A 22,329-nucleotide genomic window follows, 5' to 3' on the forward strand; every position below is an offset into this window, starting at 1 on the left:
CCGATTAGATGTCTAGTACTTTAGGTTGTTGAGCAGCGTGGTTGTGCTCAGCGCCTGCGTAAACTTTCAGCTTACGGTACATAGCACGGCCTAGAGGACCTTTTGGAAGCATACCTTTAACCGCTAGCTCAAGTACCATCTCTGGCTTACGCTCAATCAGCTTCTCGAAGCTGAATGACTTTAGGCCACCTGGGAATTCAGTGTGACGGTGGTACATCTTGTCTTTAGCTTTGTTACCAGTTACAGCAACTTTCTCCGCGTTTACAACGATGATGTAATCACCAGTGTCAACGTGTGGAGTGTATTCAGCTTTGTGTTTGCCACGTAGGCGAGATGCAATTTCACTTGCTAGACGGCCAAGAGTTTTACCTTCAGCGTCTACAACGTACCAGTCGCGTTTTACAGTTTCTGGTTTAGCAACGAAAGTTTTCATGCTAATAATAACCCGTTTAATCAAATTTACACTTAAAGGAGCATTCGCTCCCACTGTCTAAGAGCCCAGTCATCACCCCTTCGAGTGGGTGGCACTCTCGGTCTAAAAAGACCTGCAGTAACGGTGGGTCGCAGGATTATAGAGAAGAGCGCGGAAAAAATCACCTCTTTTTGCACAAAATCACAATTTTTTTCTTTACCCTGTTTCTGGGAAAGATTGTCCTTAAGCCAGATGCTCTTTGACCAAATAATCATGACTTTGCATTTCTATCAGCCTTGACTGGCAACGCTTAAACTCAAATTCCAGTTGCCCTTGAGTATATAAGTCTTCCAATGCGACCTCCGCTGAAATAATCAGTTTCACATGACGTTCGTAGAACTCGTCGACTAAAGCGATAAAACGACGGGCAGCGTCATCCAACGTACGATCCATTTGTTTGACGTCCGCCAACAAAACGGTGTGATAGAGGCGAGACATTTCAATATAGTCGTTCTGGCTACGCGCTGTCTGGCACAACTGCGCAAATGAAGCATGCAACACGCCATCGCTGGCCTCAATCACTTTGAGTTTGCGATGATTAATCTCTATTTCATTCGCTTTCGGTTTGTCTTTGCCTACCAATTGACTGTAGTACTGGCAGAGATTTGCACTTGCCTGTCCATCCAGCGGGTAATGATAAATTTCCGCTTGCTCAAGAGTGCGCAGGCGGTAGTCGACCCCGCTGTCCACATTAAGAATATGACAGTTGGCTTCAATTAACGCGATTGCTGGCAAAAAGCGCGCGCGCTGCAAACCATTACGATACAGATCGTGCGGAGGTATATTTGACGTCGCCACCAACACCACACCACGACGAAATAGCGCCTGGAACAACGTACCCAGAATCATCGCGTCGGTAATGTCAGAGACAAAAAACTCATCAAAACAGATGATCACCGCTTCCTGACTGAACTTATCTGCCACCAGTTCAAGCGGATCGCTGGTTTCACCCAGCTGTTTCAATTCATCATGCACACGGTACATAAAGCGGTGGAAATGCACACGCATCTTTCGTTCAGTCGGCAATGCATCAAAGAACGTGTCCATCAAATAAGTTTTACCGCGTCCCACTCCCCCCCAAAAATAAAGTCCATTAGGTGGCGTGGGTAACTGTTCTTTTTTTCCCATCAGTTTTTGCCAGCGCGAAGGTCGTACCACTGGTGTATTGAGGAATTCTGTCAGCTGATGATACAGAGCATCCAATCCATCGACGGCTCGGGCCTGCGCTTCATCTCTTTGAAAATCCGATCGTTTTAAATCTTGTTCGTATCGTTGCTTCGGTGTCATGAGTGTCTACTGCAAAAATGAAGGGCAAAAAACTGACGTTCAAAGCACATGCTTTTTGCTTTATCCGCCAACAGTCTCATAGTAACATGTCCCTACAACATGTGTAACCAACCAGTGAAAAACATGTTAAATAACAACAATAAGGAGCAGTTATGCCTTGGATTTATGCCATTGTGGGCTTGCTAGTGGGGATTGTTGCAGGGATCGTAATTGCTCGCCTGACTACCCCTCAGTACAAGACTCAGAAGTCCCTACAGAAAGACTTAGACAGCGCCAAATTTGAAATTGAACAGCATCGCCAAGAGCTGGCTGATCATTTCGCGCAGGCAGCTGAAATGCTCGATACTCTGGGTAAAGATTACACAAAACTTTACCAGCACATGGCGAAGACTTCGTCTGAGCTGTTACCCAATGTGCCAGAGCAAGATAATCCGTTTGTGAAAAAAATTGCTCAGCATAGCGGTAATGAAGTAGAAAATTCCGACGAGTCTTTCGAACAACCACCGAAAGACTACGCTCTGGGTGCAACCGGCCTTCTGAAACCTGAAGAGAAAGCGATCATTCACTCTTCAGAAGTGGTCAACGCACGCGCGAGTTGATCCGCCAGTCACTGAAATGAGTGACCACTGAACTTTGCAAAGGTTTTTGAGTCATAACTCTCACGAGTCTGTTGAAGATTTATATTTTGTAACAAATATAACTGTAACCAGGCGTTAATCTATGAGGAGTTTTATGATGAAAAAACCTTTGCTTGTCTTAACCGCTCTGTCTCTAAGCTTAAGTTCCATCATCACCCCCTTGCCGGCCTCTGCCGCGCTTCCGCTTTCCGTCAGTGGAGAGCAAGTACCCAGCCTAGCTCCTATGCTGGAAAAGGTCACTCCAGCCGTTGTCAGTATTGCGGTTGAAGGAACTCAGGTCTCTCGCCAACGCATTCCAGAGCAATTCCGATTCTTCTTTGGCCCGGATTTCCCCACTGAGCAATTACAGGAACGTCCATTCCGTGGTTTGGGCTCAGGCGTTGTGATTAACGCCAGTAAGGGCTATGTCGTAACCAACTACCACGTCATTAATGGCGCGGAGAAAATACGCGTTCAGCTGCATGATGGCCGTGAATATGATGCAGAACTGGTCGGCGGCGATCAGATGTCCGATATCGCTCTTCTCAAACTGGATAAAGCGAAAAATCTAACGGAAATTAAGATTGCAGATTCGGATCAACTACGCGTTGGCGATTTTGCCGTTGCGATCGGTAACCCGTTTGGTCTGGGTCAAACGGTAACATCAGGCATCGTTTCTGCGCTGGGCCGCAGTGGTCTGAATATCGAAAACTTCGAAAACTTCATTCAGACCGATGCAGCGATCAACAGCGGTAACTCAGGTGGTGCCTTGGTCAATCTCAATGGCGAGTTGATTGGTATCAACACCGCCATTCTGGGTCCGAATGGCGGTAACGTCGGCATCGGCTTTGCGATTCCATCCAATATGATGAAAAACCTCGCCGACCAAATTCTGGAATTTGGTGAAGTCAAACGCGGCATGCTAGGCGTTCAGGGTGGAGAAATCACCTCCGAACTGGCCGATGCATTAGGCTACGACTCGAGCAAAGGGGCATTCGTTAGTCAGGTGCTACCAGACAGTGCCGCCGATAAAGCAGGCCTCAAAGCGGGTGACATCATTGTTTCGGTCAACGGCAAAAAAATCGAAACCTTCGCCGAGCTGCGCGCCAAAGTCGCCACACTCGGTGCAGGCAAAACGGTCAAACTCGGTGTTATTCGTGATGGTAAAGAAAAAACCTACGACGTCACGCTGGGTGAGCAAAGCAACAACAAGACCAAAGCAGATAAATTATATCAGGGCCTAACTGGCGCAGAGCTGAGCAATACCACTGACAGTGATTCCATTCAAGGCGTTAAAGTCACCGCGGTGGAGAAAGACTCCCCTGCTGAAGGTTATCAGTTGCAGAAAGATGACATCATTATCGGTGTGAACCGCAAACGAGTGAAAAACATTGCCGAGCTGCGGGCCGTACTTGAGAAAAATCCCAACGTACTGGCATTGAATATCCAACGTGGTGATCGCACCATCTACTTGGTTGTTCGTTAAGCAAAGTTTGGTTAGTTCAGAAAAGGGCAGCTTTATTACGCTGCCCTTTTGTTATTTCTCTAGGTAATGCTATTCTTCGAACTCGTTGCTTATCCGTATCATCATAAGAGTATCAATGAGTAACCGTTGTATTTCGGTCTTTGAGTAAGTGGTTGAGGAATTTATGCTGAAATTTCTGGTTCGTTCAGTAGGGCTAGGGCTGGTCACTGCGGCCGTCGTGATCGCGGCAGTGCCATCGCTGCGCAGTCACGTGATTCCTGAAAAAAGTGCTCAACCCACGGATATCGGCTCGCTGCAGATCTCATTCAATGAGGCTGTCCGCCGCGCGGCGCCTGCCGTTGTCAATATCTATAGTCGTAAGTATTCAGAAAGCGATAAAACCAAGCTGTCGACGCAAGGGCTGGGATCTGGGGTGATTGTCAGCGAAAAAGGCTACATCATCACTAACTACCATGTTGTCGCTCAGGCAGATCAAATTATCGTTGCCCTGCAAGATGGTCGAGTCGCAGCAGCGCAGTTAGTCGGTAAAGATCGTCGCACCGATATCGCGGTGCTGCGCGTGGAAGGAACGAATCTACCAGTGATTCCACAAAACCCCAACTACCAAGCCAAAGTAGGCGATGTCGTACTTGCGATTGGCAACCCCTACAACCTCGGTCAAACCACCACCTTTGGGATCATTTCCGCCACGGGCCGCTCTTCGATCAGCGCTGATGGTCGTCAGGCGTTTATTCAGACCGATGCCGCTATTAACGAAGGTAACTCCGGTGGAGCGCTGGTCAATACGCAAGGTGAATTGGTCGGTATCAATACAGCGTCATTTCAACAAGCCACAGACATGGAAACTTACGGCATCTCATTTGCGATCCCGTTTACCCTGGCCAGCAAAATCATGGATAAAATCATCGCGGACGGACGCGTCATTCGTGGTTATATCGGCGTCGATGGTCAAGACATCAACGCGGTGACCTCACGCCTGCTCGGCAGTGAACATATTGGCGGGATTGTGGTACTCGGTATTGATCCGAACGGCCCGGCCTCTCAGGCAGGCTTCCAGACACGAGACATTATCCTGAAAATTGATGGTCAGAAGATCAATGGCCGTCAGAGCGTGATGGATACCGTCACCGACCTACGTCCAGGTACAGTCGTCAATTTTACGCTGCTGCGTAAAGGTGAAGAGATCACGTTACCAGTCACGATTGCTGAAGATACTCGCGAATAATCTGTCTGTACACATCGCATAAACAAAAAAGCGGAGCCATTGGGCTCCGCTTTTTCATGAGAACGCGAGTTCTAGCATTATTTCTTAGCAAGCTTCTCTTTGATACGAGCTGCTTTACCAGATAGTTCGCGTAGGTAGTACAGTTTGGCACGACGTACTGCACCACGGCGTTTAACTTCGATGCTAGCCACTACTGGAGAGTGAGTTTGGAACGTACGCTCAACACCTTCACCGTTAGAGATCTTACGAACTGTGAAAGCAGAGTGTAGGCCACGGTTACGGATTGCGATTACAACGCCTTCAAAAGCCTGTAGACGCTCACGGTCACCTTCTTTTACCTTAACTTGAACAACAACAGTGTCACCTGGTGCAAATTGAGGTAGGTCTTGTTTCATTTGCTCTTGTTCAAGAGCCTTGATGATGTTACTCATTGTCTAAATTCCTAGAATAAACTGATACTAAATTTAATAGGTTACTGGGTCTGGGTCTCTTTGATGTACTCAGCCAGTAATTGTTCCTGTTCGTCAGTCAGAGCTAGGTTTTCCAGGAGCTCTGGTCTTCTCAGCCAAGTTCGGCCCAGCGACTGTTTTAGTCGCCAACGACGAATGTCCTCGTGATTACCGGATTTCAGCACCTGAGGTACTTCCTTTCCATCTAACACTTCCGGACGCGTATAGTGCGGACAATCCAACAGACCATTGGCAAAAGAATCTTCTTCTGCCGACGCAAAATCACCCAGTACTCCCGGAATAAACCGAGAGACAGAATCGATTAGCGTCATGGCCGGGAGTTCCCCGCCTGTCATCACAAAATCACCAATTGACCATTCTTCGTCAACTTCAGACGCGATGATGCGCTCATCTACCCCTTCGTAGCGGCCACAGATGAGAAGCAGGTTCTCATTGGTTGCCAGCTCTTCGACTCCCTGCTGATCGAGTTTTCGACCCTGAGGAGAAAGATAAATGACTTTCGTCTTTCCCGGTGCCGCCTGTTTGGCTGTCTGAATGGCATCACGCAAAGGTTGCACCATCATTAACATGCCAGGACCGCCACCGTAAGGTTTATCATCGACAGTGCGACGTTTGTCATGAGTGAAATCACGAGGATTCCAAGTCTCAACTGACAATAACCCTTTTTTTACCGCTTGACCTGTTACTCCGAAATCGGTAACGCTGCGGAACATTTCAGGAAATAGGCTAATTACGCCAACCCACATGTGTTCTCTGCCTTATCGATTCAGAATTTAAAACGCAGGATCCCAGTCAACTTCGATCCGTTGAGCCGTGCGATCAATATTTTTGATCACTTGCTCTTCAAGGAACGGAATCAATCGTTCCTTTTGGCCAAAAGCATCTTTCAGATTCGCCTTCACCACGAGAACATCGTTCGAACCAGTTTCTAACATGTCGACCACTTCACCAAGGTCATAGCCTTGAGTTGTCACGACTTGCATGCCGAACAATTCACGCCAGTAGAATTCATCTTCTGACAATTCAGGTAGTGATGCAGGGTCAATAGCGATTTCAAAGTTAGTCAGCAGATGCGCATCTTCACGGACATCAAGCCCCTGAAGTTTCACCACCATACCTTTGTTATGGCGTTTCCAGCCTTCTACTTTGTACTCGACCCATTCGCCTTTATGGTTAACAAACCACGGGCTGTAATCAAAAATGCTCTCAGCGTCGTCTGTATAGGAAAAAACCTTAAGCCAGCCACGAATGCCATAAGAAGCACCAAACTTACCTACAACAATTTTTTCGTCTTGCTTGCTCATCGTTTCTTTACCTTTCATCGACATAAACTAGTGCTACTTACTAAGTAAGAATTAAGCCGCTTTTTGAGCGTCTTTAACTAGCTTAGCTACGCGATCTGATACAGATGCGCCTTGTGAAACCCAGTGGTTCACGCGCTCTAGATCCAGGCGTAGGCCTTCTTCTTGACCTTGAGCTGTTGGGTTAAAGAAACCAACTTTCTCAATGAAACGGCCAGTAGAAGAGTTGCGGCTGTCAGCAACAACGATTTGATAGAATGGACGCTTTTTAGCGCCGTGACGTGCCAAACGAATGGTTACCATGTCGTCCTCTTTGCTTTCTCAAAAATAAAATTAACCCCAGTAACCGCTTATCAGAAACAGTTTGGGGTCTCGTGCCAAAATAAAGCCCCGGAATTTTACTCTTATTCCGAGGCATTGCAAGGGTTTTAGCTATTTTTTCACCACCAAAAGTGGGGGCAAAATACCGTGAGCTCGATAACAGTTTGAAAACTTAGGATCAGAAAGTTGTCTCACTCACACGGATGCTTAGCGGCCGAAAAATCCGCCACCGAAGCCTCCGCCACCACCACCCATCAGGCCTTGCATGTTACGCATCATGCCTTTCATGCCGCCTTTTTGCATTTTCTTCATCATCTTCTGCATCTGCGTGAACTGCTTCAGCAGGCGATTAACATCCTGAACTTGTGTCCCTGAACCTGCCGCGATGCGTTTCTTACGCGAGCCTTTAATGAGTTCAGGGTTCTGACGCTCTTTCATGGTCATCGAACTGATGATCGCTTCCATCTGTTTGAACATACGGTCATCGACTTTGTCTTTGATGTCCGAAGGCAGCTGAGACATACCTGGCAGTTTATCCAGCATCCCCATCATGCCGCCCATGTTCTGCATCTGGCCTAGCTGTTCACGAAAATCTTCCAGATCGAAGCCTTTCTTCTCTTTGAATTTCTTCGCCAGTTTCTCGGCTTTTTCCTGGTCGACATTGCGTTGCAGATCTTCGATCAGCGACAGGACATCACCCATACCCAGAATACGTGAGGCCACGCGATCCGGGTGGAAAGGTTCCAGCGCGTCGGTTTTCTCACCCACACCAAGGAACTTGATCGGTTTCCCAGTAATATGACGCACGGACAGCGCAGCACCGCCACGGGCGTCACCGTCGACTTTCGTCAGAATCACACCGGTTAGCGGCAGTGCATCACCAAACGCCTTCGCCGTGTTGGCTGCATCCTGGCCGGTCATTGCATCGACCACAAATAGCGTTTCAACTGGCTTAATCGCTTTATGCAGATCTTGGATTTCGCCCATCATCTGCTCGTCAATCGCCAGACGGCCCGCGGTATCGACAATCAGCACATCAAAGAATTTCTTCTTCGCATGGTCAATCGCCGCATTAGCAATATCAATCGGCTTTTGATCCGGAGACGATGGGAAGAAATCCACCTCGAGATCATTGGCCAGCGTTTCCAACTGTTTGATCGCCGCAGGGCGATATACGTCAGCTGAAACCACCAGCACTTTCTTCTTATCGCGCTCTTTCAGCAGTTTCGACAGTTTACCGACCGAGGTGGTTTTACCCGCCCCCTGCAAACCCGCCATCAGAATCACTGCCGGTGGCTGAGCCGCCAGATTCAAAGCTTCATTGGACTCACCCATCACCGCTTCGAGTTCACCGCGAACGATTTTGATGAATTCCTGGCCTGGCGTCAGGGATTTTGAAACTTCAACGCCAACCGCTTTCTCTTTTACACGGCTGACAAATTCACGTACGACCGGCAACGCAACGTCTGCTTCCAGCAGAGCCATACGTACTTCGCGTAACGTCTCTTTAATGTTGTCTTCAGTAAGACGACCTTTACCGCTGATATTTTTCAGCGTTTTGGACAATCGATCCGTTAAATTCTCAAACATCTTTTTCTCTTCGCGATAAGGCGATTAATATCGGTGAGTATACCTTAGCCAAATGAATAGGCATACCCATTGCGAGGTTGCATCCACGTTTCTTTATAAGATTGGGCTATATCGCGATATCTCAACTATCAAAATCGATCACGATCCGGCGTAGCTCATTGGGGTTAGGCAGGGTATAATTCGCTAATTCAGCAACCATTTTTGTGAGAAGCATGGACAACTTAATCGCTATCGTTGCCGCCATCTTGTATGTACTGTCAATCGCGACGATCGTGCCAGGGCTGGCCAACCAAACCGGGATCAAAGCTAAAACGGTGTTTATCAGTGCCGCACTGGCGCTGTTGTTTCACGCTTGGCTGTTGAGTGACCTGATCCTGCACGGCAGTGGTCAAAACCTAAGTATCCTCAACGTGGCCTCGCTGATCAGCTTTATTATTTCACTGGTCATGAGCCTGGCAATGTTCAAAGCACGACTGTGGTTTTTACTGCCAGTGGTGTACAGCTTCTCTGCCATTAATCTGTCAGCGGCGGCGTTCCTACCTGGAACCTTCATTACCCATTTGGAAAATGATCCCAAGCTGATGTTTCACATTTCTTTAGCACTCTTCTCCTACTCTACCTTGTCGATTGGTGCTCTCTATGCGCTGCAGCTAGCCTGGCTGGACTACAAGCTGAAGAAGAAAAAAGGGCTGACCATTAACCCTAACCTGCCGCCACTGCTCATGGTCGAGCGTCAGCTGTTTAAGATCATTCTGATCGGTAACCTGCTGCTGACCGGGACACTGATCACTGGTTTTGTGTTCGTACAGGATATGTTTGCCCAAGGGAAGGCGCACAAAGGCATCCTCTCCTTCATTGCCTGGATTGTGTATTCCATCCTGCTTTGGGGTCACTATCAGAAAGGCTGGCGCGGACGCAAAGTTACCTGGTTTGCTGTTGCCGGTGCGACCTTACTGACGCTGGCGTACTTTGGCAGCCGATTTGTCAGAGAGATTATTCTGCGCTAAGGTCAACGGGTTAGACCTTAATCGACATTGACACTCCGCCTGGGATAGGCCATTAATTACCGAAAACAGTTATAAGGAAAACAAGCGTTTTGGACGACATATCAACGGGTATCTTATTTGCGCTACTCGCGTGTCTTATTATTATTTCCGCCTACTTCTCCGGTTCAGAGACAGGCATGATGTCGCTGAACCGTTATCGCCTAAAGCACTTAGCGAACACTGGCCACAAAGGGGCCAAACGCGTTGAAAAGCTGCTTGGCCGTCCTGACCGTTTGATCGGCCTGATTCTGATCGGTAACAACCTGGTTAACATTCTGGCCTCCGCAATCGCCACCATTTTGGGCATGCGCTTGTATGGCGATATCGGCGTTGCGATTGCTACTGGTGTGCTCACCTTAGTGATTCTGGTGTTTGCCGAAGTCACGCCGAAAACACTGGCGGCGCTGTATCCGGAACGCGTCTCTTACGCCAGCAGTATTCTGCTCTCTATTCTGATGAAAGTGATGTCGCCGCTGGTGGTGTTCGTCAACTTTATTACCAACGGTTTTATTCGTCTGCTGGGTTTGTCTGCGCAGCATGGTGGCGATGACCCGCTCAGCTCAGAAGAACTGCGTACGGTGGTGAATGAGGCTGGCGGCCTGATCCCACGCCGCCACCAGGACATGTTGCTGTCGATCCTCGATCTGGAACACGTTACCGTCAACGACATTATGATTCCGCGCAATGAAATTACTGGCATCAACATTAATGATGACTGGAAATCAATTGTGCGTCAGCTAACCCACTCACCTCATGGCCGAGTGGTGTTGTATCGCGATCATATTGATGAAGTGGTCGGCATGTTGCGTTTGCGTGAAGCGGCGCGCTTCGTGTTGGAGAAAAATGAGTTCACCAAAGAAACGTTATTGCGTGCCGCCGATGAAGTGTATTTCATTCCGGAAGGCACACCACTTAACGTGCAGTTGCTTAAGTTCCAACGCAACAAAGAGCGCATCGGCCTCATCGTGGATGAGTACGGTGACATTATTGGTCTCATCACCTTGGAAGATATTCTGGAAGAGATTGTCGGCGAGTTCACCACATCCATTGCGCCGAGTTTAGCGGATGAAATTACACCGCAAGGCGATGGCAGCTTTTTGATTGAAGGCAGCGCCAATATTCGTGATATCAACAAGAGCCTGAAGTGGAAATTCCCGACCGATGGTCCACGCACACTGAACGGTTTGATTCTGGAACATCTCGAAGAGATTCCAGCCAGTCACCTGAGTGTCAAAGTCGCTGGTCACCCAATGGAGATCGTCGAGCTGGAAGAAAACCGTATCAAACTGGTTCGAGTGTATCCACGCAAAAATAAGAAGGCGTAGCGTTACTCGCACTCACAACGCATACAAAAAAGGCTTGGTCATCCCAAGCCTTTTTCTCGTTCTTAGCCTTAGTGTACTTTCAGCTCTTTCAACATTGACTCTGGCAGTGCCAGTTCATCATTCTTGTTGACCTGAATGCCTGCGGCAATCACTTTCTCTGCAATCGCTTTAGCTTCCGTCAGCGAGTGCATCGCTGCCGTACCACACTGGTATTCGTTCAGTTCAGGAATCTTGTCCTGACTTTCCACTTTCAGTACATCTTGCATCGCAGCCAACCAGGCGGCAGCCACCTGTTCTTCACTTGGCGCACCAATCAGGCTCATGTAAAAACCTGTACGGCAGCCCATTGGGGAAATATCGATGATTTCCACGTTCGCACCGTTCAGATGCGCGCGCATAAAGCCCGCGTAAAGATGCTCAAGAGTGTGAATCCCTTTCTCTGACAGAATGTCTTTGTTTGGCATCGTAAAACGCAGGTCAAACACCGTAATGGTGTCGCCTTTTGGCGTCTGCATGGTTTTCGCAACACGCACAGCCGGTGCGTTCATGCGAGTGTGATCGACGGTAAAACTGTCTAATAATGGCATTGTCCTTTCTCCATTGCATGCCAGTTCAGAAAAACCAGCTTCGGTTGTCTTCTAATTCCTGACGGCACTGTTTCAGTTGCCATCCGTAGTCTTTTGCCTGTTGCTCGACTTTACGAGCCACTTTGATCAAAGTCGGTTTCGATTGGTAACTTTTGCGTTTAAAGCCACCTCGTCCTTCATGATAAGCGAGATATTGATGATAGGTATCCCACTTCGATACCCCAAGTGTTTTTTGTGTTTCGCTGGTGTACCAGCCGATAAACATTAACGAATCATCAAAATTGGTGCGCGAACCGCCGTAGTCCGTGGCTCGCTGGAAATCGTCCCAGGCAGGGTCTTGCGCCTGAGCATAGCCATAAGCACTGCTGACCCGACCCCATGGAATAAAACCCAATAGATAATCTTTCGGTGGCTTCGCATCATGGCGGAAACTGCTTTCCTGTTTGATGATCGCCATTGCAATCTGAATCGGAGTCCCCCATTCATCCTGCATCTCCACCGCATCTTCATACCACTGCGGCTTTTCACGAAAGATTTCACATAGGTTGTTCTGTTTGCTGGGTGGCGACGTCGCACACCCCGCCAAAAGCAGAAGTGTGCTAACAGATAACCATTTCGCCACCGCCATGTTATTTCAGGTAGGCAAAGTAGTGTTCAAGAAAAGCATCAAAGCTGAGTTCGTCTTGTTGCTCAATCTGCTTCTGAGCTGCCACAGAACGCACTACTTCCTCTTCCATCAACTGGGCAGAGTATGCCTCGTATTGATGATTCAGGTTATGTTCACGGTATTTAAGCCCCAGCGCACACCCCGTTTTCCCTAATCCGCCGTGCTGTTTGGTCAGCTCCAGAATTTGTGCTGACAACGTACGTTCCGGATGATCGATCCAACTTTCCAGCTCGCGACACACATCCTGATATGCACTGCCGCCATGCACTGAATCCATCAGTTCAGCAATCAGAGACAAATCAGCAAATACGCGTTTGGCCCAGGCTTGCAGCGACAATTTCTCACCGTGACAGCCAATTTGCAGTTCCAGACCAGGCTTACGCCCTTCCAGTACTACTTTGCTCCAGTTATCACGCCAACATTCCAGTTCGCAATTGTCCATCGGATCTGAATCCGACAGCGCAGTCCAAGTCAGGAATAGGTCGAGGAAACGAACCTGCTGCTCGGTAATACCGACCGGGCTGAATGGGTTCACATCCAGCGAACGAACTTCGATGTATTCCACGCCACCACGAGCCAGCGCTTCAGACGGCTTTTCGCCACTTTTTGCCACACGTTTAGGACGGATCGGAGCATACAGTTCATTTTCAATCTGCAGTACATTGCTATTGAGCTGACGGTACTCACCATCGACTTTCACCCCAATGCGGGCAAACTCATCGGAAGGTGTGCGAATGGCCGCATTGAGGCCAGTCAGATATTGCTCAATTCCATTGAAACCAATTCGCAGCACACTTTGCGCGTGGTTGGTGTAACCCAGATCGCTCAAACGCAGTGATGTCGCATGCGGCAGATACAACGTATGGCCGATGTTCTCAAACTCCAGTGACGTTTCGCGCCCCTGAATGAACGACGAACACAGCGCAGGTGAAGCACCAAAGAAATAAGGAATTAACCAGCCAAAGCGGTAATAGTTACGGATCAGCGCAAAATAGGCGTCCGATTTCGTGGCCTGACGCTCTTCCTCTGACTGTTCACCATACAGGGCATCCCAGAACGAATCCGGGAAGGAAAAGTTGAAATGCACACCAGAAATGATTTGCATCAGGCTGCCGTAACGGCGTTTGAGGCCAGTACGGTATAGTGTTTTCATGCGTCCGGAGTTGGAAGTGCCATATTGCGCCAGCGTAATATCGTCTTCGCTGCCGACATAACACGGCATTGAGAGCGGCCACAATTTTTCTTCACCAATCTTCGTCTGGGCAAAATGATGAATGTCCGCCAGTTGCGACATCAGCGCCTGGACGTCATGAGAAACCGGAGTGATGAACTCCAGCAGAGATTCTGCGAAATCCGTCGTGATCCAGTTATTGGTCAGTGCCGAACCCAGTGCTGTTGGATGAGGTGTTTGAGCAATTGCCCCCTCAGGAGTGTAACGCAGCGTTTCACGTTCAACGCCTCGGCCAAACTGTTGAAACACTTCAGGTTGATTAGCAACTCGTTCAAGTCGCGCGGCAAAATTAGTCAAAATGAGATTCGCTTATATGTGTATAAATCCAATGAAGCTGAGCTTAACCCGCCACGATAGAAGCAGGAGGCGGAACTTCGCCTCCTCTTTAATGTGTACTCTAGCGGATGATTTCAAGCTCTTCTACGGGAATAGTTAACTTTTCTAGCTGTGGCTTCAGCGATTTGGCATCTCCCACAACAATGATTTGATAATCCGCGGGTACAAACCATTTCGCCGCCAGTTTATCCAGTGTCGACTTATCCACACTTTTGACAATGTCATTGCGTTGCTGCAGATAATCTTTATCTAAGCTGTAAGTCAGAATACTACTGAGTAACTGCGCTTTCTGTGATGGCGTTTCGTAACTCAGAGCATCTTGTTGACCGACCGCGAGGCGTAAAAATTTCATTTCCTCGTTGGTCATTCCTTGTTTGCTGAAGCGGTCCATCTCTTTTTCCATCTCAATGATCGATGGCACAGTCGAGTCGGCGCGCACTTGAGCATTGAACACAATCCCACCGACCTCTCGGTTGCTGACAAAATAGCTGCTGGCACCATAGGTGTAGCCTTTGTCCTCACGCAGGTTCTGGTTGATGCGGCTGTTGAAGTTGCCCGCCAGATTAAAGTTGGCAAGCTGGCTGAGATAAAGCTCACCGGTGGCATCAAACGGCAGCCCACGACGCACCAGGCGAACAATGGTTTGTGGCGCTCCCGGCTTGTCGACTAAGTAGATTTTCTGACCACCGAGATTCGGCACCACTTGCGGACGCAGAAGCGGAGACGCCTCCCCGTGCCAGTTGGCAAAGAACTCCAGTTGCTTACGCACTTCGCGTTTACCGATGTCTCCCACAACCACAATCTGCGCGCCATGTGGCGTGTAGTATTTACGGTAGAAATTCTTCACATCATCAAGTGTCAGAGCCGCAATCGAAGCTTCTGTACCATCACTGGCCCGAGCAAAAATTGAATCACCGAACAATACCTGACGTGTTGCCTGCGAAGCCAGCCAGCTAGGCTGCTGATGCTGGTACACCACGCCCTGGATCATCTGCTGCTTGATGCGGTTAAAGTCCTCTTTTCTGAAGCCAGGTTTGAACAGCACCTCTTCAACCACATTCAAGGTTTCGGCCAGATTCTTTTTCAAGCTCGAAATGACAATGCTGGTTGAATACGCATTGGCATTGACGCTGACCTGAGAGCCTAACTTATCCAGTTGTGCCTGAATCTGTTCTACACTGCGGGTGCTCGAACCTTCTTCCAGCATTGCTGCGGTCAGATTGGCTAACCCTTCTTTGCCCGGCACCACGTGGCGTTCCCCCGCCGGCAGTTTGATTTCCACCAGCACGGTTGGCGTTTCGGTCGTCTGGGTGCCCAGCAGTTCCGCTCCGTTATCAAAGTAGATGTCATACAGCGGCGGCATATGTGCCTGCACAGCTTCTGCGACTTTAGGCATCAATGAACGATCGAAATTGTCCTTCACTGCGCGATAATGAAGGTCACTGTCGCTGATTTTGTGATACTCAGGTACAGCCCGCTCTGGCGGTATAAAGTTATCCGCTTGAACCGCCAGTTGCGTTTGACCTTTTGGCACGACGCTTAATGTGACTTTATGCTGACCATCGAGGTACTGGTTAAACACCTGCGACACCGACTGCGGAGAGACGGCGCGTAATTCGGCCAATTGCGTTTCGATGCGATCCGGCTGACCGTAGAAAGTCTGGTTACTCGCTAACTGAGTGACTTTGCCTTGCACACTTTCCAGCGCAAATACCGCGTTGGCTTCCGCCATGCCGTTAATCTGCTCCAGACGTGCTTTATCAACACCCGATTGCTTGAATTGCTGCAACGTCTGCATCAACTCGTGATACAGCGGTTTAAGCTGTGCTTTGTCACCCGAAGGTGCCATCGCGTAAACGTAGAAAGTACACGCCAGCTCCGCACAATCCTGGAAGGCTCCCGCATCAACCGCTTTTTGCGTTTTAACCAGATTCTGATACAGCAGACTGTTGGATCCGCTACCCAACACTTTTGCTAAGGCGTCCAATGAGGCCTGATCCTCGGCACCGCGATACGCAGTTGGCCAGCCAATCACCACCATAGGTTGCTGAATACGATCCTGTAGGGTGATAAAACGATCCTGCGGTAAGCTCGCTGGCTGCTTCGGTGCATTATCCACTTCTGGCCCTTTCGGAATCGAACCAAAGTATTTGCTCACCCACGCCAGCGTTTTATCCACATCGATATCACCACCAATGGTTAATACCGCATTGTTCGGTCCGTACCAGCGCAGGAAAAAAGCTTTCAGATCATTGACGTCAACCCGATCCAGATCCTGCACGTAACCAATCGTTTGCCAGGAATATGGGTGACCTTCCGGATAGATGGCCTCACTCATTTTCTCCCAGATCAAACCATAGGGACGGTTGTCATAGTTTTGCGCGCGCTCGTTTTTCACTGTATCGCGCTGAATTTCGAATTTGCGCTGCGACACCGCATCCAGCAAAAAGCCCATGCGATCCGATTCCAGCCACAACACTTTTTCCAACTGATTGGACGGCACCGTCTCGTAGTAGTTGGTGCGGTCACGGTTGGTGGTACCATTCAATGAACCACCCGCTTCAGTAATGATACGGAAATGCTGTTGATCGCCGACATGTTTCGAGCCCTGGAACATCATGTGTTCAAAGAAATGGGCAAATCCGGACTTACCCGCCACCTCGCGCGCCGAGCCTACATGGTAAGTCACATCCACATGCACCAATGGATCAGAGTGATCCGGCGACAGAATCACCGTCAACCCATTATCAAGACGGTACTTGGAGTACGGGATCATCACTTTTCCCGGTTGTGCATCCACTTTTTCAACCAGTGAAACACCGGAAGGTAGAGATGAGAAAAGCGAAACAGGTGCCGTTGTCGATGTGCAGCCGTACAAAGCGATAAGAGAAAAAGCACCAAACCAGAGTTTTCTCATGACTTCTCCTTAGAAAAAACCATAAAAGAGAGCAGCCAGCAGCGAATAACGTAATGCTTTACCAATCAGAATAAGAGTAAAGACGGGAAACCAATTCATGCGAAGCCAGCCAGCTGCCAGACAGAGAGGGTCGCCAATAATTGGCAACCAACTAAACAGCAACGCCCAATAGCCGTGTTTATTCAGCCAGGCTAATGCTTTATGACCTTGTTTTTCGTGTTCAGTTCGGTTGGGCAGCCATAAACCCAGCCAATAGTTGGTGACACCACCGAGGGTATTACCCACAGTGGCGACCACAATCACCCAAAATACGGAATATTGTTGCAGAGATAAGGTCGCAACCAGTGCCGCCTCTGACCCGCCGGGCAACAGGGTCGCACTCAGAAAGCCCCCTAGGAACAGCACCCAGAGGGCGGAATTGGAAAACAGCAGTGCCAGTTCGGTAAAGCCAGAGTTAAACCACTCTAGCATTGCATATCAAGCAACACCTTGCCTCGAGTGTGTCCGGACTCAATCTGAGTGTGAGCTTGCTGCACGTCACTCATCGGATACACCTGTTGAATTTCGGTCTTCAATAGCCCGACACTAACCATGTACAACATGGTATTGAGCTGCTCGGGATTGGGATCCACCAGCATACCGGTGGCTTCAAAGCCGAGCATTTTCGCTTTCTCGCAAATAAGCTCCGCACTCAACGTCGGTACCGTCACCACGCGGGCATTATCGTTAAGACATTTGAGTGCATCCAGCGCCGCATCGCCGCCGACCAGATCAATCAGGACATCGACTTGTTCGAGACGCTGGGAAACCGGCGCAAAATTATAGTTGATCGCATGCGCACCCAAGGTCGCCAGATAATCAAGATTGCTTTCGCTACAGGTGGTATACACTTCGGCCTTCGCCGCAATCGCGATTTGCACCGCCAGATGCCCCACCCCTCCGGCACCAGCGAGAATTAGCACGCGGTCGCCTTCTTTGACCTGAGCTTTATTGAGCGCCTGCGCAGCGGTTTGCCCCGCCAGAGGCAAGACGGCAGCGGCTTCTAGCGTCACGGCATCGGGGATGATGCTGAGTTCTTTTTCTGGTACACACACATATTGGCTGTAACCGCCGCCGCGCAGCGGAAAGCCAATAAAGCCAGCCACATTGACCCCGGCTTTGAGCTCACTGACTTCACTTCCCACTCTGACCACTGTGCCAGAGATGTCATAGCCCGGAACCCAAGGAAGGTTGTCTTTGTTCTGCGCCGCCGCCCAACCAAGACCAGCACGAGTTTTCACATCGATAGGGTTGATGCCCGCAAATGCGACTTTCACTAACACTTCACCCGCCTGAGGCTCAGGAATAGCGGAGGTTTGAATCGCGAGCACTTCCGGCCCGCCGAACTGGGTAATTGCGATCTGCTTGTTGTCCATTTCCAGGGTCCCTATCGAGGCAAATAAAAAGGGATGCCGAAGCATCCCCTTGAATATATACCATTTTCTTTATGATCGTTAACTCTCAGTTCGCAATTTAACCAGAGATTAACCGACCAGAGCCAACAACACGCCAGCAGCCACCGCCGAACCCAGCACACCAGCGACGTTAGGTCCCATGGCATGCATCAGCAGGAAGTTCTGAGGATTGGCTTCCAGTCCTACTTTATTCACCACTCGCGCCGCCATAGGGACCGCAGACACGCCTGCGGCTCCAATCAATGGGTTGATGTCTTCCTTGGAGAACTTGTTGAGGATCTTAGCCATGATCACGCCGCCAGCCGTACCAATACTGAACGCCGCCGCACCCAGTGCCAGAATACCGAGCGTTTCCAGATTGAGGAACTTATCAGCCTGCAATTTCGAACCAACGCCGAGTCCGAGGAAAATCGTCACAATATTGATCAGCTCGTTCTGCGCCGTCTTAGACAAACGTTCAACCACACCCGCTTCACGCATCAGGTTGCCCAGACAGAACATCCCGACCAGTGGCGTCGCTGCAGGAAGAAAGAGTATCGTCATCAGCAACACCACCAATGGAAAGATGATTTTCTCCGTCTTTCCGACATGGCGCAGCTGAGCCATTTTGATCTGGCGTTCCTCTGGCGTGGTCAACGCTTTCATAATTGGCGGCTGAATGATAGGCACCAGTGCCATGTAGCTATAAGCCGCCACAGCAATCGCCCCGAGTAAGTCTGGCGATAGCTGGCTGGCAAGGAAGATAGCGGTTGGCCCATCCGCACCACCGATAATCGCAATCGATGAGGCATCTGCCATGGTGAATTCCATACCCGGCACGTAGTTCAACATGATGGCGCCAAACAGGGTGGCAAAAATACCCAACTGCGCCGCCGCCCCCAACCATAACGTTTTCGGGTTAGCGATCAGAGCGCCAAAATCCGTCATCGCCCCTACGCCCATGAAGATCAACAGCGGGAAAACCCCGGATTCAATCCCCACGTGATAAACGTAGTACAACAAGCCACCCGGTTCAGTAAAACCAGCGTTCGGAATGTTGGCCAACACGGCCCCAAAACCTATCGGCAGCAGCAACAAAGGTTCAAACCCTTTACGAATCGCCAGAAACAGCAGCAAACAGCCAACCATGATCATGATGATCTGACCAAATTCAAAATTGGCAATGCCCGTCTCTGACCATAAGGTCATTAATCCGTCCATGGTTCTCCCTTACGCCAGACTAAGCAAAGGTGCGCCAACCGTCACAGAGTCACCCTCTTTGACGTGCAGATCCTGAACCACACCGCCTCGTGCAGCGCGAATTTCAGTTTCCATCTTCATCGCTTCCAGCACGATCAAAATATCGCCTTCCGCGACTTCACTACCCGTTTGGACGTTGATTTTGAAAATATTCCCCGCCAAAGGAGCCGGAACGGCTTCCGCATCCGATACAGTCTCAGCGGGTGCGATAACCGAAGCCGCTTGGGTTGCTGCTGTAGAAATCACTGAAGTGAGCTGACCTTGGGGGCCGACTTCAACGTTATATACCTGTCCATCAACGCGTACGCTGTAAGTTTCCACACCTCCGTTCGATGCCGATACGACAGGTGCCGCTGCTGGCGCAGGTTCACAACCTGGAGCCTGCTCAAAAGCGTCCGGATTATGACGATTTTTCAGGAACTTGAGCCCTACCTGAGGGAACAAGGCGTAAGTCAGCACGTCATCGACCACATCTTCTGCCAATGAAATACCGTCTGCTTTGGCTTTAGCCAGCAAATCGGTAGTCAGATGGTCCATTTCAGCGTGTAGCAAATCTGCCGGACGGCAAGTGATTGCTTCTGCGCCATCAAGTACCTTGGCTTGCAACGCTGCGTTTACGGGTGCTGGAGCCGCACCGTACTCACCTTTCAGTACACCTGCAGTTTCCTTCGTGATGCTCTTGTAGCGTTCACCCGTCAGGACATTGATAACCGCCTGTGTACCAACGATTTGAGACGTTGGGGTCACCAACGGAATGAAACCGAGATCTTCACGCACACGGGGAATCTCTTGCAGCACTTCATCCATACGATCCGCCGCGCCCTGCTCTTTGAGTTGGCTCTCCATGTTGGTCAGCATACCACCCGGTACCTGAGCAATCAGAATACGGGAATCCACGCCTTTGAGCTGGCCTTCAAATTTGGCGTACTTTTTACGGACATCACGGAAATAAGCAGCAATCGGATCAAGTTGTTCCAACTTCAAGTTTGTATCACGTTCAGTACCTTGCAGCATCGCCACCACCGTTTCGGTGGGAGTATGGCCGTAGGTCTGGCTCATTGAAGAGATAGCAGTATCGAGAATATCAATGCCGGCCTCTACCGCTTTGATTGCCGTCGCTGTCGACAAGCCAGTGGTGGCATGGCAATGCAGCGCCAACGGTACAGAACAAGATGCTTTAATGCGACGGATCAGCTCTTCCGCTTCATACGGTTTAAGCAGACCCGACATATCTTTAATACACAGCGAGTGGCAACCCAGATCTTCCAAACGTTTGGCCAGATCAACCCAGGTATCGGTGTTGTGTACCGGGCTAGTCGTGTAAGAGAGCGTCCCCTGTGCGTGCGCACCAACTTCTATCGTGGCTTTAACCGCTTTTTCAAAATTGCGGACATCATTCATCGCATCAAAGATACGGAACACATCCATACCGTTGGTGTGAGCACGTTCCACAAATTTCGCCACCACATCATCCGCATAGTGGCGATAGCCCAACAGGTTCTGGCCGCGCAGCAGCATTTGCATCGGTGTATTTGGCATCGCTTGCTTCAGAGCGCGCAAACGTTCCCAAGGATCTTCTCCCAAGTAACGAATACAAGCATCAAAAGTAGCACCACCCCAGGTTTCCAACGACCAGTAACCCACTTTATCCAGTTCTGCCGCAATCGGCAGCATATCCTCGAGACGCAGGCGCGTCGCGAACAGGGATTGATGCGCGTCGCGTAGGACGACATCAGTAATAGCGAGAGGTTTAGACATGCGTATAACTCCTTTTAATCCTTACTACTTCGACGCTGAAGTACGGTATTGATGTACGGCAGCGGAAATAGCAGCCACAACCTGAGGGCTGACAGCAGCAGAGGCGGGGTTCACTTTTTTCGCTGGGACTGGTGCGACGAACGATGGTGGTACTTCTTGTGGTACCAATTTAGACATAAATCGAACGAGGTAAACCAGAATGGTGAGGAATAGAAATACGACCGACATCCCCGTAACCATCAGGGTGGCCGCATCTACTAGCAGGCTTCCAATATTAGTCATTTTGCTTCCTTTCTGTGTCATCCTGACAACATATACCGAACACGAACGACCATTCCGCGTCGGCATGTGAACCGAAATTATCAATTTTGGTGAAAAATTGTCAATTTTGTTCACTGCACAGTTGCGGGCGATCCACAAAATCGGTGAAAGATTCGTCACACAAATCACAAAATGTCGTGAAATAACCGACACACTTTCTAACTTTTGTGGCCAATATGACTAGATTAATGAAGATTCAAAATGAAAATTGAGATGTGGTTAATAAAGTGGCAAGCAGCCCAATAAAAACAATGAGTTGTAAAGAAGAGATAAACAAAATGATAACGAGATGTAAATAAAAAAGCCTCGCGAATGCGAGGCTTTATAAGAATGGCGCGCTCGAGAGGATTCGAACCTCTGACCGCCTGGTTCGTAGCCAGGTACTCTATCCAGCTGAGCTACGAGCGCGCAATTTTCGAGACTAAACAAACCGCTTAGCATCAGGGCATTACCCATTCACAATATTCTTTCAGAAGAAAGAATGGCGCGTCCGAGAGGATTCGAACCTCTGACCGCCTGGTTCGTAGCCAGGTACTCTATCCAGCTGAGCTACGGACGCGCAGGCTTGATTGTTTTCACAACCGACTCCTGATAAATCAAGAGCTTAAAAATAATGGCGCGCTCGAGAGGATTCGAACCTCTGACCGCCTGGTTCGTAGCCAGGTACTCTATCCAGCTG

General features: G+C 49.5%; 21 protein-coding genes and 2 tRNA genes. 5 read left to right on the plus strand and 18 right to left on the minus strand.

The features are described 5' to 3' along the window. Window positions 1-4: 4 nt before the first annotated feature. Together rplM and zapE are read right to left on the minus strand one after the other, a co-directional pair. On the minus strand, window positions 5-433 hold the full coding sequence (gene rplM, locus JIG40_RS17375; RefSeq protein ID WP_020330462.1) for a 50S ribosomal protein L13: 429 nt from the start codon (window positions 431-433) through the stop codon (window positions 5-7). A gap of 222 nt (window positions 434-655) precedes the next feature. Next, the gene (gene zapE / locus JIG40_RS17380; RefSeq protein WP_199465722.1) at window positions 656-1,759 is read right to left on the minus strand and encodes a cell division protein ZapE; all 1,104 of its coding nucleotides are present in this window, start codon (window positions 1,757-1,759) and stop codon (window positions 656-658) included. Between the two features lie 152 nt (window positions 1,760-1,911). Between zapE and zapG the strand changes: the two genes are divergently transcribed. The 3 genes from zapG to degS all read left to right on the plus strand — a co-directional run bounded on the left by zapG (window position 1,912) and on the right by degS (window position 5,087). Continuing rightward, entirely contained in the window at window positions 1,912-2,358 is a 447-nt protein-coding gene (gene zapG / locus JIG40_RS17385) for a Z-ring associated protein ZapG (protein ID WP_020330460.1), read from the plus strand. Window positions 2,359-2,494: 136 nt separating this feature from the next. After that, window positions 2,495-3,862 carry a DegQ family serine endoprotease gene (locus JIG40_RS17390; RefSeq protein WP_032082328.1) on the plus strand — a complete coding sequence of 456 codons (1,368 nt, stop codon included), beginning with the start codon at window positions 2,495-2,497 and terminating at the stop codon, window positions 3,860-3,862. Between the two features lie 163 nt (window positions 3,863-4,025). Further along, window positions 4,026-5,087, plus strand: coding sequence for an outer membrane-stress sensor serine endopeptidase DegS (gene degS, locus JIG40_RS17395; RefSeq protein WP_020330458.1), 1,062 nt, complete (start codon window positions 4,026-4,028; stop codon window positions 5,085-5,087). 77 nt (window positions 5,088-5,164) lie between these two features. Here the strand turns inward: degS and rplS are convergent, their stop codons facing one another. The 5 genes from rplS to ffh all read right to left on the minus strand — a co-directional run bounded on the left by rplS (window position 5,165) and on the right by ffh (window position 8,769). Then, a complete protein-coding gene (rplS, locus tag JIG40_RS17400; protein WP_020330457.1) occupies window positions 5,165-5,518 on the minus strand; it encodes a 50S ribosomal protein L19 in 354 nt (117 codons plus the stop codon). A gap of 41 nt (window positions 5,519-5,559) precedes the next feature. Continuing rightward, on the minus strand, window positions 5,560-6,303 hold the full coding sequence (gene trmD, locus JIG40_RS17405; protein WP_199465723.1) for a tRNA (guanosine(37)-N1)-methyltransferase TrmD: 744 nt from the start codon (window positions 6,301-6,303) through the stop codon (window positions 5,560-5,562). A 27-nt stretch (window positions 6,304-6,330) separates the two neighbouring features. Continuing rightward, on the minus strand, window positions 6,331-6,885 hold the full coding sequence (rimM, locus tag JIG40_RS17410) for a ribosome maturation factor RimM (RefSeq protein ID WP_020330455.1): 555 nt from the start codon (window positions 6,883-6,885) through the stop codon (window positions 6,331-6,333). 27 nt (window positions 6,886-6,912) lie between these two features. Then, window positions 6,913-7,161 carry a 30S ribosomal protein S16 gene (gene rpsP, locus JIG40_RS17415; RefSeq protein WP_020330454.1) on the minus strand — a complete coding sequence of 83 codons (249 nt, stop codon included), beginning with the start codon at window positions 7,159-7,161 and terminating at the stop codon, window positions 6,913-6,915. 225 nt (window positions 7,162-7,386) lie between these two features. Continuing rightward, a complete protein-coding gene (ffh, locus tag JIG40_RS17420; protein WP_020330453.1) occupies window positions 7,387-8,769 on the minus strand; it encodes a signal recognition particle protein in 1,383 nt (460 codons plus the stop codon). 212 nt (window positions 8,770-8,981) lie between these two features. On the opposite strand from ffh, the gene JIG40_RS17425 reads away from it, so the two are divergent. Together JIG40_RS17425 and JIG40_RS17430 are read left to right on the plus strand one after the other, a co-directional pair. Beyond that, complete coding sequence (locus JIG40_RS17425) at window positions 8,982-9,776, plus strand: inner membrane protein YpjD (RefSeq protein ID WP_020330452.1); 795 nt, start codon at window positions 8,982-8,984, stop codon at window positions 9,774-9,776. 89 nt (window positions 9,777-9,865) lie between these two features. After that, window positions 9,866-11,140, plus strand: coding sequence for an HlyC/CorC family transporter (locus JIG40_RS17430; protein WP_020330450.1), 1,275 nt, complete (start codon window positions 9,866-9,868; stop codon window positions 11,138-11,140). 68 nt (window positions 11,141-11,208) lie between these two features. Here JIG40_RS17430 and luxS read toward each other — a convergent pair whose 3' ends face one another. The 11 genes from luxS to JIG40_RS17485 form a co-directional block, all read right to left on the minus strand. After that, on the minus strand, window positions 11,209-11,727 hold the full coding sequence (gene luxS / locus JIG40_RS17435; RefSeq protein WP_020330449.1) for an S-ribosylhomocysteine lyase: 519 nt from the start codon (window positions 11,725-11,727) through the stop codon (window positions 11,209-11,211). 25 nt (window positions 11,728-11,752) lie between these two features. Then, window positions 11,753-12,355, minus strand: coding sequence for a hypothetical protein (locus tag JIG40_RS17440; RefSeq protein WP_020330448.1), 603 nt, complete (start codon window positions 12,353-12,355; stop codon window positions 11,753-11,755). Window position 12,356: 1 nt separating this feature from the next. Next, window positions 12,357-13,922, minus strand: a complete 1,566-nt coding sequence (gene gshA, locus JIG40_RS17445) for a glutamate--cysteine ligase (RefSeq protein ID WP_154184754.1) — start codon at window positions 13,920-13,922, stop codon at window positions 12,357-12,359. A gap of 100 nt (window positions 13,923-14,022) precedes the next feature. Further along, complete coding sequence (locus JIG40_RS17450) at window positions 14,023-16,878, minus strand: pitrilysin family protein (protein ID WP_199465724.1); 2,856 nt, start codon at window positions 16,876-16,878, stop codon at window positions 14,023-14,025. A gap of 9 nt (window positions 16,879-16,887) precedes the next feature. After that, entirely contained in the window at window positions 16,888-17,349 is a 462-nt protein-coding gene (locus tag JIG40_RS17455; RefSeq protein WP_024374271.1) for a YqaA family protein, read from the minus strand. Further along, window positions 17,343-18,293, minus strand: coding sequence for an NADP-dependent oxidoreductase (locus JIG40_RS17460; protein ID WP_020330444.1), 951 nt, complete (start codon window positions 18,291-18,293; stop codon window positions 17,343-17,345). The genes JIG40_RS17455 and JIG40_RS17460 overlap by 7 nt, the downstream gene beginning before the upstream one ends. A gap of 108 nt (window positions 18,294-18,401) precedes the next feature. Then, on the minus strand, window positions 18,402-19,532 hold the full coding sequence (locus JIG40_RS17465) for a sodium ion-translocating decarboxylase subunit beta (protein WP_020330443.1): 1,131 nt from the start codon (window positions 19,530-19,532) through the stop codon (window positions 18,402-18,404). A gap of 9 nt (window positions 19,533-19,541) precedes the next feature. Continuing rightward, window positions 19,542-21,329, minus strand: a complete 1,788-nt coding sequence (gene oadA / locus JIG40_RS17470) for a sodium-extruding oxaloacetate decarboxylase subunit alpha (protein ID WP_199465725.1) — start codon at window positions 21,327-21,329, stop codon at window positions 19,542-19,544. A gap of 24 nt (window positions 21,330-21,353) precedes the next feature. After that, window positions 21,354-21,632, minus strand: a complete 279-nt coding sequence (locus JIG40_RS17475; RefSeq protein WP_199465742.1) for an oxaloacetate decarboxylase subunit gamma — start codon at window positions 21,630-21,632, stop codon at window positions 21,354-21,356. A gap of 349 nt (window positions 21,633-21,981) precedes the next feature. Continuing rightward, window positions 21,982-22,058, minus strand: a tRNA-Arg gene (locus JIG40_RS17480). A gap of 74 nt (window positions 22,059-22,132) precedes the next feature. Next, window positions 22,133-22,209: transfer RNA gene (locus JIG40_RS17485), tRNA-Arg, on the minus strand. Window positions 22,210-22,329 lie beyond the last annotated feature (120 nt).

This window comes from Vibrio sp. bablab_jr001 (assembly GCF_016464285.1).
GTDB classification, from domain to species: domain Bacteria; phylum Pseudomonadota; class Gammaproteobacteria; order Enterobacterales; family Vibrionaceae; genus Vibrio; species Vibrio fluvialis.

What these genes read in the sequence shown, in the direction of transcription:
- rplM (WP_020330462.1), bottom strand. Translation starts at nt 433, where the DNA reads ATGAAAACTTTCGTTGCTAAACCAGAAACTGTAAAACGCGACTGGTAC.
- JIG40_RS17440 (WP_020330448.1), bottom strand. Translation starts at nt 12,355, where the DNA reads ATGGCGGTGGCGAAATGGTTATCTGTTAGCACACTTCTGCTTTTGGCG.
- JIG40_RS17475 (WP_199465742.1), bottom strand. Translation starts at nt 21,632, where the DNA reads ATGACACAGAAAGGAAGCAAAATGACTAATATTGGAAGCCTGCTAGTA.
- degS (WP_020330458.1), top strand. Translation starts at nt 4,026, where the DNA reads ATGCTGAAATTTCTGGTTCGTTCAGTAGGGCTAGGGCTGGTCACTGCG.
- JIG40_RS17450 (WP_199465724.1), bottom strand. Translation starts at nt 16,878, where the DNA reads ATGAGAAAACTCTGGTTTGGTGCTTTTTCTCTTATCGCTTTGTACGGC.
- JIG40_RS17455 (WP_024374271.1), bottom strand. Translation starts at nt 17,349, where the DNA reads ATGCTAGAGTGGTTTAACTCTGGCTTTACCGAACTGGCACTGCTGTTT.
- rimM (WP_020330455.1), bottom strand. Translation starts at nt 6,885, where the DNA reads ATGTCGATGAAAGGTAAAGAAACGATGAGCAAGCAAGACGAAAAAATT.
- rplS (WP_020330457.1), bottom strand. Translation starts at nt 5,518, where the DNA reads ATGAGTAACATCATCAAGGCTCTTGAACAAGAGCAAATGAAACAAGAC.
- zapE (WP_199465722.1), bottom strand. Translation starts at nt 1,759, where the DNA reads ATGACACCGAAGCAACGATACGAACAAGATTTAAAACGATCGGATTTT.
- JIG40_RS17425 (WP_020330452.1), top strand. Translation starts at nt 8,982, where the DNA reads ATGGACAACTTAATCGCTATCGTTGCCGCCATCTTGTATGTACTGTCA.
- JIG40_RS17460 (WP_020330444.1), bottom strand. Translation starts at nt 18,293, where the DNA reads ATGGACAACAAGCAGATCGCAATTACCCAGTTCGGCGGGCCGGAAGTG.
- JIG40_RS17465 (WP_020330443.1), bottom strand. Translation starts at nt 19,532, where the DNA reads ATGGACGGATTAATGACCTTATGGTCAGAGACGGGCATTGCCAATTTT.
- rpsP (WP_020330454.1), bottom strand. Translation starts at nt 7,161, where the DNA reads ATGGTAACCATTCGTTTGGCACGTCACGGCGCTAAAAAGCGTCCATTC.
- luxS (WP_020330449.1), bottom strand. Translation starts at nt 11,727, where the DNA reads ATGCCATTATTAGACAGTTTTACCGTCGATCACACTCGCATGAACGCA.
- oadA (WP_199465725.1), bottom strand. Translation starts at nt 21,329, where the DNA reads ATGTCTAAACCTCTCGCTATTACTGATGTCGTCCTACGCGACGCGCAT.
- ffh (WP_020330453.1), bottom strand. Translation starts at nt 8,769, where the DNA reads ATGTTTGAGAATTTAACGGATCGATTGTCCAAAACGCTGAAAAATATC.
- zapG (WP_020330460.1), top strand. Translation starts at nt 1,912, where the DNA reads ATGCCTTGGATTTATGCCATTGTGGGCTTGCTAGTGGGGATTGTTGCA.
- JIG40_RS17390 (WP_032082328.1), top strand. Translation starts at nt 2,495, where the DNA reads ATGAAAAAACCTTTGCTTGTCTTAACCGCTCTGTCTCTAAGCTTAAGT.
- trmD (WP_199465723.1), bottom strand. Translation starts at nt 6,303, where the DNA reads ATGTGGGTTGGCGTAATTAGCCTATTTCCTGAAATGTTCCGCAGCGTT.